This is a genomic window from Oceanirhabdus seepicola, from assembly GCF_023684385.1.
GTDB classification, from domain to species: Bacteria; Bacillota; Clostridia; order Clostridiales; family Clostridiaceae; genus Oceanirhabdus; species Oceanirhabdus seepicola.
The window spans coordinates 1,258,358-1,273,351 of sequence record NZ_JAGSOJ010000001.1 but is presented as its reverse complement, the minus strand read 5'-3'; the positions used below and the strand labels follow the sequence as shown (position 1 = coordinate 1,273,351).

Below are 14,994 nucleotides of genomic sequence, written 5' to 3'. Positions count from 1 at the left end.
ATTGTTTAAAGGAGAAAGCATAATGAAATTAGCTACTGTATGGGTTGTAATAACTATAGTAATTTTAGAGATATTAAGATATTTTAGAAAGTTAGGTAGAGCAGTAGAAGAAATAGAAGAGCTGAAAGAAAGAGTGGCGAAACTTGAGAAATTGGTTTAGAAGTTTAAAAAAGGTAACTACGATATAGTGAGTTATCTTAATGAGAAGGAAAAAAACAACATCATAAAAATAGATGACAAACTATTATCATTCCCTAAAATAGAAGAAATTGATTTTGTATTTGAAAAAGAAGATATGACTGAATGGTTAAATAATATGACTAACGGAATATCATGACTATATAACTCATTTTAAAGCTGTATATTTGAAATTTGACACGCGCTGCGTGTTTTTCTTTTTTATCTAGGTTTAAAGTGATTAAAAAATAAATATTTAAATATACAAAGTAAAGTCATAATAATTTGAATAGAGACGAAGAGGAATTTTGATAATGATATGATGCAAGTGAAAAAAAATATTTTAAAATGCAGTTAACCATTTTAGAATTTCTGACACTATTTATATGAGAACAATAATTTGACCAACAAAATTTGATAGAAGGGGATTGTTTAATATGGGAGAAATAATGAAGGTTAGGAAAAGAAATGAAATAGATAATAAGTATAAATGGAATATAGAGAAATTGTATGAGGACACAAAGACGTGGGAAATAGATTTTGAAGTATTAAAATCTAAAGTGCCTGAATTACAAAAGTTTTCAGGAAAATTAGGAAGTAGTGAGGAGCTTTTAAACTTTTTAGAAAAGGATGTTGAAATTTCAAGACTTCTAGATAAGCTCGGGCGATATGCGTTTTTAAGAGGTGATGAAGATACTGCTAATGCTGAATTCCAAGCGCTTAAAAACAAAATTAGTGCTTATTCAGCTGAAGTTTCAAGTGCTTCATCTTTCTTTATTCCAGAATTATTAGCTTTACCTGATGGAACAGTAGAAAAACTGATTGAGGATTCAGAAAAACTTAAAATTTATGAAGTTTATTTAAAAAAGATATTAAGCCAAAAAGCACATACACTTAGTGCGGAACAAGAAAAGATTTTAGCTTCAGTTGAAGACTGTCTATACGCAGGAGAAGAAATATATGATATGTTTACCAGTGCTGATATAGTTTTTCCTAAAATAAAAGATGAAAGTGGAAATGAAATTGAATTGACAGAAGGGAATTATAGTACTTTTATAAAATCTAAAGATAGACAAATAAGAAAAGATGCTTATGAAGCTTACTATGGAACATATAATAAATTTAAAAATACACTAGCAACTTCATTAACTGCATCTATGAGAACATGTATTGTTAATGGGAAAATTAGAAGGTATGATTCTGCTCTTGAAAGTTCATTGAAGCCAAACAATATTCCAGTGGAAGTTTATGAGAATGTTGTGGATACTATAAATAACAATTTATCATCACTTCATAGGTATGTTAAACTTAAAAAAAGAGTATTAGATCTAGATGAAATTCATATGTATGACTTAAATGTGCCAATGGTTGAAAGTGAAGAGGAGTATATGAATTATGAAGATGGGGTAGAAATAGCTCTTGAAGGATTAAAGCCTTTAGGAGAAGAATATTTAAAAATCTTTCAAGAGGGAATTAGAGAGCGTTGGATAGATGTATATGAGAATAAAGGTAAATGTGGAGGGGCATATTCCAGAGGGTGTTATGATAGCATGCCATATATTCTTATGAATTATAATAATCAATTAAATGATGTGTCTACAGTTGCACATGAAATGGGTCATGCTATCCATGCATATTATTCAAAAAACGCTCAGCCATACATGTACTGGAAGTATGATTGGTTTTGTGCGGAAGTAGCATCTACTACTAATGAATGTTTATTTATGGATAATTTAATTAAAAATGAAAAGGATAAAAAGAAAAAATTATACCTTATAAATCAGCAATTAGATAGTATGATGGGTACTTTATTTTCACGGACTATGTTAGCAGAGTTCGAAAAAATAACTCATGAAAGTATAGAAACTGGTAATCATTTATCAGCAGATGATTTATGTAAAATATTCAGTGATTTAAATATTAAATATTATGGAACTGATATGGTTTTGGATCAATGTGTAGAAATTAAATGGTCTACAATACCACATTTTTATTTCGACTTTTATATGTATCAATATGTTACTGGATTTGCAGCGGCTAGATCTTTTAGCAAGATGATAATTGAAGAAGGAGAAAGTGCCGTAGAGAGATATAAAGTTTTTTTAAAGAGTGGTTGTAGTGATTATCCTATTAATATGCTTAAAAAGGCAGGGGTGGATATGACCACATCTAAACCTTTAGAAGATGCTATTAGAAAATTTGATGAGCTTTTAGATTTGATGGAAAAAGAATTGTAATAAATATGAGAACAATAATTTGACCGATAAATTTGATAGAAGGGGATTGCTTAATATGGAAATACAACAAATAGTTTATGGCAAAATTACAGAATGCATGAAGACAATATATGCATTTTGTGTTTCGAGAACATCGAATACACATGAGGCTGAGGACTTGTCGCAAGAAATTATAAAAGAGCTTTTTAGAAGTGCAAATTCACTTAAAGATATTAAGGCTTTTTATGGATGGATGTGGGGAGTAGCGAATAATGTGTATAAGGCGTATATTAGAAATAATAAAAAAGTATTTCATTATAGGCTTGATGAAACTATAGAAGGAACTTCAAGTAGTAATCCAGAATTAGAACTGATTCAAAATGAGAATTTAAATGTTCTAAGGAGAGAGCTGTCATTATTATCTAAATTTCATAGAAAGGCTACAATAATGTATTATATTGAAAATAAAAGTTGCAAACATATTTCACAGGAATTTGAAATCTCTTTAGAAATGGTTAAATATTTTCTTTTTAAATCTAGAAAATTACTGAAAGAAGGTATGAGTATGTCAAGAAATTATGGTGAGAAAAGTTATAATCCGGCTGCTTTCAGTGTGGATGTATGGATGGAAGAAAATGAATACAAGCTTTACTATGAATTATTCAAAAGGAAATTACCAGGGAACATTCTAATGGTAGCATATTATAACTCTATGAGCTTAGGTGAAATCAGTATGGAGTTAGGGGTATCTGTTCCCTATTTAGAGGATGAGATAAATATTCTTAAAGAACATAATCTGATAAAACAGCTTAAAAATGCTAGATACCAAAGTAATATAGTAATATTCACACAAAGTTGTGAGGAAGATATTTTCAAAAAAACAAAAGGAATCTTTGAATCAGTAGCAGATGAAATTTTTGAATTTATTCAGAAGAAAGAAGCGGAAATCAGGAAGATCAATTTTAAAATATCAGGCAATAAAAACACATTATATTGGTTAGTAAGTCATATTGCTTTATTACAAGGAAGGATTATGGCACGAAAAGAGCTAAGGGGTAATGAGCGGTTTCCCATGCTTTCAAATGGTACTCATGGATTTGTTTGGGGAAATAATAGTGAACAGTCAAATGTTTTATTTAATGGGATATATGGAGATTGTGAAGTAGAGCCGGATGGAGATTGGGTGAATGTATGTAATTACAAAATTATTCACAAGTGTCAAGAATTCCACCCAGAGGAAGAAGATATAGCAGTGCTTGTAGAAGCAGCGAGAGCTGATATTAAAGAGAGTAACAGTGAAAAATTAATTGATCTTATAAAAGAAGGGTACATTCTTAATAATGATGGAAGTTATGATGTTAATTTCCCAGTTTTAACAGAAAGACAGTATGATGAGTTAGTTAAGTTATTGGAGCCGGTTATAGAAATGATAACTGAAAATATAAAAAAAATAATTGAAGAAGTCACAAATGTTGTGCAAAATCATGCTCCAGTGCAGCTGGCTGATATTTGCACTACAATATCTTTGATAAAGTACCACACTTATGCGGTAGGCTATATTGTTGAAGAAATGTGTGGTAAAGGTTTCTTAACTGCACCTAACTCCTTAGAGAAGTTAGGTATGTATGCAGTAATAAAGAAATAAATTAATCAATAAATCAAAGGGTTAGAGATTGTAACGTTTTTACAATCTTTAATTCTTTTTTTATTTTCTATACAAAAAATACCCACCTCAGAAAAAAAATTAAAAATAATTTCTAAAATCCACCAACAACTGCATATATCCCTTTAGAAGCAATTACACAAAAAAGTGTTTTTTAAAATATCAAATATAGGTGGGGATGAATCATGGAAAAGGTTACACAATTCAAGGGAACTATTTATGAAAAGGGTTATGGACTTATAGGGAAATCAGTTATGACAGATAAGAAACTCTCCATTGGAGCAAAGGGGCTTTATTCATATTTATGTTCATATGCAGGAAATAATGGGGAAGCATTTCCAACAAGAGAAAGAATAATGAGTGAGCTTAGAATTGGCAAGGATGCGTTTTCAAAGTATAAAAGGGAACTTGTTGAAAGTGGTTATTTAACAGTTGAACAAATGAGAGTTGGTGGAAGATTTAAAAGTAATATATATAATATTGTACTGTGTTTAGAAAAAATACTTGGGGGAGAACCTAAGTCACCGAGTACGAATTTAAAGGATATGGATATACCGTGTATGGATTCTGCGATACCGGTTACTGGGGTCAGTACTAATAACATTCTTTTTACAAATAACAAGAATTATAAAAATAACAGTATAAAGAAAAATATATTGTCTTCTTCGGAAAAAATAGAAAATAAGGTTAAAGCTGAGGAAGATTCAATTCACGATATTTTGCATAATCAAAAAAATAAGCATGAGAAACTAGAAAATCAAAAAAAGAGTGATGATTCACCATACTCAAAAATAGTAGACTACTTAAATTCCATGTCAGGTAAGAAATATAAATCTAGTACAAATAAAACGAGAAATCTGATTAAGGCTAGATTCAATGAAGGGTTCACTGAAGAGGATTTTATAAAAGTTATAAACATAAAAGTAAAATCATGGAAGGATAATGAGATGGATATGTATTTAAGACCATCAACCCTTTTTGGAATAAAATTTGAGGAATACCTAAATGAAAATCCTAATGTTAAAACAAAAAAGAGAGAACATAAGATTTGGGTGAAAGAGAAGAAAAGTTCCTTTAATGATTTTGAACAGAGGGCATATGATGGAAAAAATGGACAACCTACTATGAAGGAATTAGAGAGGATGCTCTTGGATTGGAGTAATTAGAGTTTACATGATATAGGATAAATTCGACAAGTGACTGTCACCAGTCGAAATTAGAACAGGATGATTTGACAATTATTTTGTTTTTTGGTGTAAATTTAACACTTTAATAAGTAATCATAAATATAATTCAGAATTTTTTATAAATAACTTGAAAGAAAACCATTTAAGTCATATAATGTAAAAGGGATTTGTTAAAAATTTGTCCGATGAAGGAGAAATATAGAAGAAAATCAAGTTATAACCAATTGAATTGTGGATTTAGGGATTTAGGGATGAAGGATGATAAATAACTTACACATAAGTGGAGGGATTTACAAATGGGAAAATTGAGAAGTATCAAAACAAAACAGATGATTATGATTGGAGGTTCAGTATTTATTAGTTTTGCAGTAGTAATTGCAATTATCACAAATATAATGGGCAGTACTTTAGAAAAAAATGCTTTTAAGGTTGCAAGAGAAACATCTAAAAATTATGGTAATGAAGTTCGTGCAGATTTAGAGGTTGCATTAGATACTGCAAGAGCATTATCCAAGACTTTTGAAGGTATGAAAGATTCACATAATGAGGACAGAGAAACAGTGAAGAGCATATTAAGAACTATTCTTGAAGACAATGAAGATTTTCTTGCGGTTTGGAGCATATGGGATGAGAATGCATTTGATAATAGAGATATAGATTTCATTAATAAAGCTGGTCATGATAAAACTGGTAGATTCAATCCATATTTCTATAGAAAAGATGTGGTTATTAGTTTATTGCCTGTTGATGTAGAGTCTTATTATAGTACAATGCCTAAGATTCTTACAGAAGAAGTTATTGCAGATCCTTATGAGTATGTTATTAATGACCGAACTGAGCTTGTCACTAGTGTAGTAATACCAATTAATTATAATGGAGAATATGTAGGGGTAGTTGGAATAGACATAGTTCTTGAAACGATTCAGAGCAAACTTGAAGTTATAAAACCTTTTGAAGAGGGGTATGTTTCTCTTTTAAGTAATAATGCTACTTTAGTTTCTGTTAAAGATAACAAAGATTTAAGTGAAGTTGCAGAGAGTTTTAAACAGGATGAAAGCTATACAGAATTGAAAAAAAAGATTTTGGAAGGCAAACCACATGAAAAGACACGCGTAGATGAAGGAAATAAGGAATTTTACGAGAATTTCACACCTATTACTATAGGTAAAACAAAAACTCCTTGGTCTTTAGGGGTACATATTCCTATGAAAAGAGTATTAGAAGACTCAATAAGAATTAGAAATGTTATAATAGGAATAGCTCTATTATCAATGTTGGTAATATTAACTATATTATACATAATTCTCACTAAATTAATTAAACCAATCAAAAATACTACAGCTATGTTAAAGGATATCGCTGAGGGTGAAGGTGATTTAACTAAGAGACTTGAAGTCCATACGAATGATGAAATTGGCGAACTTTCTAAATACTTTAATTTATTTGTAGATAAGATTGAAAATTTAGTATCACAGGTTAAATATACTATTGATTCTTTAGTAGAATCATCTAGTGAGATTGCATTATCTGTTGAAAGTGCTAATAAAGGTATAGATGAGATTGCAGCTGGGTTAGGAACGGTATCTGTTAGTACTCAAAGTAATGCTGGAGTAGTAGAAGAAACAACCGCTAGTATACATGAACTTTCTAATAGCATAGATATAATTTCAGAAAGAACAGAAGGAACATTTGATGTTAGTAAGAGTGTTCTCAATTTATCTAATGTGGGAATTCAAAATGTAGTGGAAATAGTAGAAGCAAATAACAGTGTTAACGAATCATCAAATGAAATTTGTGATTCTGTATCGGAGTTAAAGGAGTCTTTAGATAAAGTTGAACAGATAGTATTAATGATAACAAGCATATCAGAACAAACCAACCTTCTAGCTTTAAATGCAGCAATAGAAGCTGCAAGAGCAGGTGAGCATGGAAGAGGATTCTCAGTAGTTGCAGAAGAAGTTAGACAATTAGCAGAACAAAGCAAGGAATCTGCTTCTCAAATAGGTATTTTATTAAGTGAGATAAAGAATAAAGCTGATATAGTTAACAAGGAAGTAATAGAGGGCGGAAAATTATCTGAAATAAGTGTTGAAAAGTCAAATGGTATACGTGAACATTTTAGGTCAATTTTTGACTCAATAAAGGAAATGACTGAGAGTGTTAAAATGATAACAAATTCCACGAATGAACAATCAAAAATAACTGCTGAAATGACAAAAGCAATGAATGAAGTATCATCAGCTCAACAGGAAAACGCTGGTTCAGTACAGCAGATTAATGCTGTCTTAGAAGAACAAGTAAGTTCTTTTGAAGGTATAGGGTCTAGTATGGATGAACTGAAAAAAGTAACTTATAAATTAAAAAACATGATAGATGGGTTCAAGGTTAAATAAAAAAATTCATAAACTAATGAATATTAAAAAGGGTGATGAATGTGAAATATTGGAAAAAGTTTACGCAAAGAGAAATTGATGAAAAGGTTACCAAAGCTCTAGAAACGACTTTGAATTATGATGATACTTTAACAATTGGAGTTCCAGGAACAAAATTAGATAATCTGGTATTCAATAGTGAACGTACTTTTGTTCAACATTCTCCATATTTAAGAGCATTTACTCAAAATCCTAATCATATTGGATGCCATACCTATGATAAAGCAGATATATTATTTGGAGGAACATTTGATATTGAAAGAGAGTTAATTCAATTATTATCAATAGACATATTAAATGGACAAGACCCTGAATATGATGGATATATTTCTCAAGGTGGAACAGAGGCCAATATACAAGCTATGTGGGTCTATAGAAATTTCTTTAAAAAAGAAAAAAATGCTAAACATGATGAAATAGCTATAATAACATCTGAGGATACGCACTATTCAGCTTATAAAGGAGCAGATTTACTGAACGTTGATATTATCAAAGTTCCAGTAGATTTTAAGAGTAGAAAAATTTTACCTGAGACATTAGATGAAATTGTTAAAGAGGCTAAGAATAATGGTAAAAATTATTTTATAGTAATTTCTAATATGGGTACTACAATGTTTGGTTCTGTTGATAATATAGACGTATATGTAGATAGTTTTAATAAATATGATTTAGAATTCAAAATTCATGTAGATGGAGCTTTTGGAGGGTTTATATATCCAATAGATAACAAAGAGTGTAATACAGACTTTTCTAATCCTAATGTAAGTTCTATCACACTAGATGCTCATAAAATGCTTCAGGCTCCTTATGGAACAGGAATATTTGTATGTAGAAAAGATTTAGTACAGTACACTTTAACTGAAGAAGCTACATATATAGAAAATTTAGATGTAACTATAAGTGGAAGCCGCTCTGGTGCAAATGCTGTGGCTTTATGGATGATACTTGCAAGTTATGGACCTTATGAATGGATGGAAAAAATAAATAAATTAAGAAATAGAACATCATGGTTATGTGATAATCTAGATGAAATAGGTGTGCAATATTATAGAGATGATAATATGAACATTGTAACTATGGAAGCAGAATATATTCCAGATGAATTGGTTCATAAATATTTCTTAGTACCACAAGTTCATAATTCAAATAATAAATGGTATAAAATAGTAATAATGGAACATGTGAAAATAGAACATTTGGAAGCATTTATACATGATTTAAAAGGGCACAAAAGAAAAATAGCTTAGAAATAGAAACTGTCAAAGAATTTACAATGATACGATTTAAAGGGATAGCTTTTCTTTATGTCTATCCCTTTTTGTCGTGTAATTTTATATTGAATTAGTTTGATAATTGTTTCTTCTTTCTTTCAGCAAAAATCCATATAATAATAGGTAATAGCACTTGAAATGGAAAAGCGTATGGAGGATATATGTATAAAGCAAAGTCTACTTTATCCATTATATTATGATGAACATAATGAGAAAAAGAGATTATTAACAATCCAATAGGTACGACTAAAAACTTGTAGTCATCAAAACCGAATATTTTAGCAACTCCATTGCAAGCACCTAGTAAACACATAGATACTTTAATAAAACCGCCTACTAAAAATGCACTGGTAATTAGAATTTCAAAATTAGCAGCTATTGTTCCTATTTCTACTAATATTACAGTTGCGTGGGATGGAAAATACATACGCTCAGAAGCATTAGAACCTAATACCAAAATATCAGTAATTGAAGATATAAATAATACTGCTCCTCCTATTAATAAACCCAATATAAAAACTTTATTGATTGATTTGTTTTTTAAAGAAGAAAAGAAGGTTGTGAATATAATTGTTTGAGTAAAAGGAAATATTAATGCATGAAAAGTACCTTTAATTATAGGGCTTGCTCCGTCATATAACACTGGACGAAGATTATTTATATTCATTTTGGTAAATAACAACAAGGTAATTAGCAGTATGGAAGCAACAGCTCCTATAACAAAAATTTCTGCCCATTTTCCCAGTGTTTCAATTCCTGTCTTTACTCCCCATATGCACATCATACAAAGAAAAAACATTATAATAACTTTTGGTGTATTTAGCAAAGAAGTTACAGAGATAAAATCACCAAAAACTCTTAATACCAATATACCTAAAAAGAATGAAAACCATGTAAACAGTAGGGAAATTCCTTTGCCAATGTATTTCCCAAAAACAAGTTCAAGAATATCATACAAGTCTTTTTCAGGAAAAAGTACTAGAAGTCTAGCTTGCACTAATACGATTGGTATTGCAATTAAAATTGATAAAATAATAGCTATCCATAAATCTTTTCCTGCAGCGCCTGCTGTAGTCAATATTAAAGAACTTCCCATAATAAATAAAACAATAAGAGATATACCTTGTTTATCAGTAAGAGTTTCTTTTTGCATTATTAATTACTCCAATCTTATAGTAAATTAGCAATTAATTAAATATATTAATAGTTTAACCTTATAGGTAAAGTTAATGAGTTTTTTTTTCTAAAAGAAATTGAAAAAAAATCATGTAATAATATTGTAACAATGTATAATAATACTTATCATATAATTGTAAGTGGAAAAGTATGGTGAGAGAGGTGAAAATATAAATGAAAAAATTAGAGATATCAAAAGGTAAGATTCTTTTAATAATATGTATTGCACTTTTAGCTTTTTTTATAGGAAATAAAATACACACAAACAAGGTAATCAAGAATATGGAAAAGCAGATAGGAAGTATTATAGAACCTGTTATTGAGAGAATTAAATTAACGACAATTGAAGAATTGGATAATGGACAAGAAGAAAAGCATAAGTATAAAGTAAAGTTTAAAAGTGTGGATTTATCAAGTTATAGAGAAGAAAATATTAAGAAGATTATAAGTGGAGATATATTTGTAAATTATACAATCAGTGATGAAAAAGAGAGAGAATGGACCAGCGGAAGAACACTTATACCTGTTATAAGAGAAGATCTGAAGAGTGAATTTGAAATCGATTGGCGTAAGATTACTTCAACTGGAGCTCATGACTTTTTTATTATAGATATTATTAATGATTATGAAAATCATGAGTATGAAAACTATGAAGAACTGATGAAGGGAATCATATCCTTTAATTCGCAAGATGAAGAAAAATTTTCTGAACACTCCGGTTCAGGAAGGGATAATAGGGACGATATTAAGTTTGATGAAAAGGGTAACTTAATAAAAGAAGATAAACTTAATTATATGATGGTCTGGACAGGTGTAGTAGCTTCAATGAAGTTAGAATGTGAATATAATCTTAAAGAGTTTACTGGAGAAGAAAATGGAGATGGAATTATAATTAACATTAAGAAGAAAGCAGTGAGCAGAGATCCATTATGGTTCGCTCAAGCTGAGGATATTGAAAAGATTGATTTTTGGGTAGATAAAGAAGATGGAGATGGACAAGAATCAATTGAGATATCAGATAAGGAAAAAATTATAAAGATATATAATCTTTTAACCTCTTTTGAATATGAGTATTTATTAAATGAACAATATTATGGACTCACTGATAGTACTAGGGCAGATATGCACATTTCATTTGAACTTAAGGGACATCCATATTTCCATGTGATTATTAATAAAAATGGTGTGTTTATAAGTAACCAACAAGGAATCATATCTTCTGAAAAGAGTAGAGAAATACTAGAAAAACTTATGGAAATTGCAAAGGAGTAAGGGGGACATATTATGAAGCTGAAAAGAAATATGGTGTTTATAATAGTGATTGCTATAATGATGACAGCATGTACACCTCAGAAAAATCATGGTACGAGCAGATTAGTTAAAAAATCACAGGATGTTTATATTCAAGAGATTAGAGAATTTCTTATAAAAGCTGATAATCTAGTTTTTAATGAATTGAGTGATGAGTCAGCTATGGATTTGCTAGAAGAAAGGGTTACTGATGGGAATACTGAGATAATTGGGATTGAGGAGCATAGTATTATATATTCATTTGTGGATTCATGGAAGGTAAGTGAAAGAAGCAAAAGTATATTGAATGCTCTAGGTAAATATTATGAAAATGAATGGGATCGTATAGCACAGCTAAGAAGAGTAGGAATTATGTATCTTGATGGGAAAGCGGGACATGCTCCAATTGTTTATGGCGGAGGTAGAGATTTTATTGAAGAAGAATCAGATATAAAAATATTAAAGGTAATAACAGATGAATATGAAAATAACATAATCACTTGCTCTGTTGAGAAAAAAGGAGAGTTCTATAGAGAAGATATGTTATGTTCTAATTTCTATACTTATAAATTGAGAAGGTTTAAAAATGGAGATTACCTAATAATGTACGATGGATCTTTAAACAATTGGGGTAGAGTTACTCGGGCAATACCAGGTCATTTTGCAAAAGTAGAAGGGAAAACATATTTTCAAGGGCATTCACCAAAGAGTTTAACTGATGGGAATATAAAAACAAATTGGATAGGGAATAATGAAACTCGTGGTTTGGGGGAAACGGTGACTTTTAATTTCCATAAGCCTGTAATGCTTCAGAGCATAGTAATTGTAAATGGACCTATAGGAAGTATTAAAACTGATAGATTAACAAAGGTTGAGATTGAATTATCTAATGGAGAAAAAATTATTAAAAATGTTAAATATTCAGATGTAGGGAAAACTGATTTATTTGATTTAAGTGATTTTGAAACAACTGAGTATGTAAAGTTAACAATTTTAGGTGTTGAAGAAAGTGACGAAAATAATCCAGTGGGTATTTCAGATGTGTATTTCTTTAGTAATGGGGTGTTGTATGATTAAGCATAAAAAAATAAGAGTTGCAGTAATTCTTGTAGTACTATTTATAGGAATATATTTTCTGGGAAATAAAATTATTTATCATATTGAAATAAAGAAAATTGAAGAGAAATTGAGTGAAACTTTAGTACCCACATTTGAAAAGATGAAGATAACTGTTATGGACGAGACTGTAGATGATGAAATACCATCAAAAGAATATAATTTGAAATTCAGTACACTTGAATTTAATCCATGGCATGTAAAAGAAAAAGGTAATATTCTTGAGGGGTTAGGTGATGTTGAGTATATTGCTATTGATGAGAATGGACAAGAGATGTATAGAGATAATATAAGAATGCCATTTGAGAGAAAAAGTAGTAAAGATGATTTCAACATTAAATGGGATTGGGAGAATCCCAATGTGTATATTCATGATTTTAGTTTTAAGTTAATGAATAAAGCAGCAGAAAATCAATTCTATAAATATGAGAATTCTATAGCACAGACAAAAATTAAAGACAATCCAAGTGATAAAGAGGATGAAGAAAAGAAAAAAAAATCTTATGGGACACTTAGCCTTTCTGGTACAATCTATAAAGACGGTGGAGATGTATCATTCCATGGAAATAGTAATGTCTTAAAGGGTGATATATTTAAGTTAAGAATGGAGCTTACGGGAACAAAAGCAGTAATGAATGTTGTATGTGAGCATGATTTGAATGAATTTTCGGGAGTGGATAAACCAAAGGGAATGATTATTTATATTAAGAAAAAGGCACCAATAGGAAATCCTCTTTGGAATGTATCTCTTGAGGATATTGAATCAATAGATGTTTCATACAGTGAAAATGGGCCAAAAGATTACTATCAAGAGTTTGAAGTTGAAGATAAGGTGAAAATAGAACAGATATATGAGGTCATCAATAACATATCAGTTGATACAATAACGACTCAGGAGATGAATGAGTTAAATTATGATGAAAAAAAATTCGTAAGGGTAAGTTTATATTTAAAGGATAAGAGGCTTGTAGGCTTCCAGATAAACAAAAACGGAATCTTCTTTGATGATTTTATTGGGTTAAAGTCAAAAGAAGAGGGAGAACAAGTACTGAAACTTATTGAAAAAATTGTGGAGAAAGAATAGCTTAATATCTTTTGCGAGAGAATAAATAAAAAGTGAATTTATGATATAATGATGGAGAAAAGTAAAAGGATATAAGAATAGAGGTATAAGTAATGGAGAGAGAAGCATTAATAAAAATTGCAAGTCAGTTAAATGAGAATAAAGTAAGATGGGGTATTGGAGCATCAGTACTTTTGCATCTATATGGGATTGTTAAAGAACCTGATGATATTGATATAATTGTTGAGGAAGAGGATGCTCATAAAGCTCATGAGATATTCTTAAAGCTTGGAGAATACAATCAACTTCCATATAAAGCGCCTTTTAGAACAAAGCACTTCTTAAACTATAAGGTTGGGAATACTATGGTGGATTTAATGGGAGACTTCAAAATCGAAACAGAGGATGGAATATATAGTATGATATTTGATTCAGCGGCAATAGTCGGAGAAGAGGATTATCATGGAGTGATTATACCTAAGACTGCACTTGAGGATTGGTTTGTACTATATCAGCTTATCCCTGGGAGAGAGCCTAAGGTTAAGATGATTGAAGACTACCTTGTTAAAGAGGGGATTAAACACAGAAACTTACTTGAAAGAGCTATGGAACAACCATTGTCCGAAAAGGTTGTTAACAGAATAAAGAGTATCCTTAAATAGAGATAAAATTTAAAAGAAAGTTCAAGTTTTATTACAAAACTTGAACTTTCTTTATTTGAATATGTCTAAGAAAGATATATAGGAAAAGAGGGACACAAAAGGCTAGTTACAGCATCCACCACGACCTTGGCCTCTACCACGACCTTGACCACGTCCATTACCTCTACCATTACCTCTGCCATTAAATCCATTACCCATATGATTCTCGAAGTTCATGTTATCTTCATTAGATAGGAAATTTTCTTTAATTGTTTCACCTTCTTCTTTAGTTATAGAACCATTCTTAACCGCTTCATCAATTTCAGCTAAACGAATAGCCATAAATTCTTTTTTAAATTCTTCCATATCAATATTATTCTCATCAAGAATCTCACCTAAAGTTTTTCCATCATTAAATGCTCCCTCAATATATTCTTGAGATAAATCAAATTTTTCAATAAGAATATTATTAATTATTTCATATCCTTTAGTTCTTGATACAATACCATAACCAGGACATGAATTATCAGAGTTACTTCTGAAGTTTGAGTTATATCTACCTCTACCATTTCTTAAGTTGTTGTCAGCAGTGTCAGCTGAAACTGATACAATAGTACCTAGTGATAAAATTGCAACTAAACCAATACCGATTAAAGATTTCTTTTTCATAATTAAGACCTCCAAAGTTATTTGATAAATATATAATATCAATGTGACTTGATGGAACTATGGCTAAAATGTGATGAAATTGTGAAATTTGGA

Annotated in this window: 13 protein-coding genes; 11 read left to right on the top strand and 2 right to left on the bottom strand. The window is 30.1% G+C overall.

All coding sequences use genetic code 11. The features are described from left to right. Window positions 1–22: 22 nt before the first annotated feature. The 7 genes from KDK92_RS05575 to KDK92_RS05545 all read left to right on the top strand — a co-directional run bounded on the left by KDK92_RS05575 (window position 23) and on the right by KDK92_RS05545 (window position 8,922). A complete protein-coding gene (locus tag KDK92_RS05575) occupies window positions 23–160 on the top strand; it encodes a hypothetical protein (RefSeq protein WP_250858146.1) in 138 nt (45 codons plus the stop codon). A gap of 27 nt (window positions 161–187) precedes the next feature. Next, the gene (locus KDK92_RS05570; protein ID WP_250858144.1) at window positions 188–337 is read left to right on the top strand and encodes a hypothetical protein; all 150 of its coding nucleotides are present in this window, start codon (window positions 188–190) and stop codon (window positions 335–337) included. A gap of 277 nt (window positions 338–614) precedes the next feature. Continuing rightward, window positions 615–2,414: an oligoendopeptidase F gene (pepF, locus tag KDK92_RS05565; protein WP_250858143.1), complete on the top strand. Its 1,800-nt coding sequence runs from the start codon at window positions 615–617 to the stop codon at window positions 2,412–2,414. Between the two features lie 55 nt (window positions 2,415–2,469). Beyond that, a complete protein-coding gene (locus KDK92_RS05560; protein ID WP_250858142.1) occupies window positions 2,470–4,038 on the top strand; it encodes an RNA polymerase sigma factor in 1,569 nt (522 codons plus the stop codon). A 203-nt stretch (window positions 4,039–4,241) separates the two neighbouring features. Continuing rightward, a complete protein-coding gene (locus KDK92_RS05555) occupies window positions 4,242–5,222 on the top strand; it encodes a conserved phage C-terminal domain-containing protein (protein WP_250858141.1) in 981 nt (326 codons plus the stop codon). A 317-nt stretch (window positions 5,223–5,539) separates the two neighbouring features. After that, window positions 5,540–7,636, top strand: coding sequence for a methyl-accepting chemotaxis protein (locus KDK92_RS05550; protein WP_250858139.1), 2,097 nt, complete (start codon window positions 5,540–5,542; stop codon window positions 7,634–7,636). Window positions 7,637–7,677: 41 nt separating this feature from the next. Then, the gene (locus tag KDK92_RS05545; protein ID WP_250858138.1) at window positions 7,678–8,922 is read left to right on the top strand and encodes a pyridoxal phosphate-dependent decarboxylase family protein; all 1,245 of its coding nucleotides are present in this window, start codon (window positions 7,678–7,680) and stop codon (window positions 8,920–8,922) included. A gap of 94 nt (window positions 8,923–9,016) precedes the next feature. Here the strand turns inward: KDK92_RS05545 and KDK92_RS05540 are convergent, their stop codons facing one another. Next, complete coding sequence (locus KDK92_RS05540) at window positions 9,017–10,099, bottom strand: GerAB/ArcD/ProY family transporter (RefSeq protein WP_250858137.1); 1,083 nt, start codon at window positions 10,097–10,099, stop codon at window positions 9,017–9,019. A gap of 197 nt (window positions 10,100–10,296) precedes the next feature. On the opposite strand from KDK92_RS05540, the gene KDK92_RS05535 reads away from it, so the two are divergent. From KDK92_RS05535 to KDK92_RS05520, 4 genes are all read left to right on the top strand, one after another. Further along, complete coding sequence (locus KDK92_RS05535) at window positions 10,297–11,394, top strand: hypothetical protein (RefSeq protein WP_250858135.1); 1,098 nt, start codon at window positions 10,297–10,299, stop codon at window positions 11,392–11,394. Between the two features lie 12 nt (window positions 11,395–11,406). After that, window positions 11,407–12,489, top strand: a complete 1,083-nt coding sequence (locus tag KDK92_RS05530; RefSeq protein ID WP_250858133.1) for an NADase-type glycan-binding domain-containing protein — start codon at window positions 11,407–11,409, stop codon at window positions 12,487–12,489. Then, a complete protein-coding gene (locus tag KDK92_RS05525) occupies window positions 12,482–13,612 on the top strand; it encodes a hypothetical protein (RefSeq protein ID WP_250858131.1) in 1,131 nt (376 codons plus the stop codon). The genes KDK92_RS05530 and KDK92_RS05525 overlap by 8 nt, the downstream gene beginning before the upstream one ends. A gap of 92 nt (window positions 13,613–13,704) precedes the next feature. Further along, the gene (locus KDK92_RS05520) at window positions 13,705–14,253 is read left to right on the top strand and encodes a nucleotidyltransferase family protein (protein ID WP_250858129.1); all 549 of its coding nucleotides are present in this window, start codon (window positions 13,705–13,707) and stop codon (window positions 14,251–14,253) included. A gap of 102 nt (window positions 14,254–14,355) precedes the next feature. Here KDK92_RS05520 and KDK92_RS05515 read toward each other — a convergent pair whose 3' ends face one another. Beyond that, window positions 14,356–14,901 carry a hypothetical protein gene (locus tag KDK92_RS05515; protein ID WP_250858127.1) on the bottom strand — a complete coding sequence of 182 codons (546 nt, stop codon included), beginning with the start codon at window positions 14,899–14,901 and terminating at the stop codon, window positions 14,356–14,358. Window positions 14,902–14,994 lie beyond the last annotated feature (93 nt).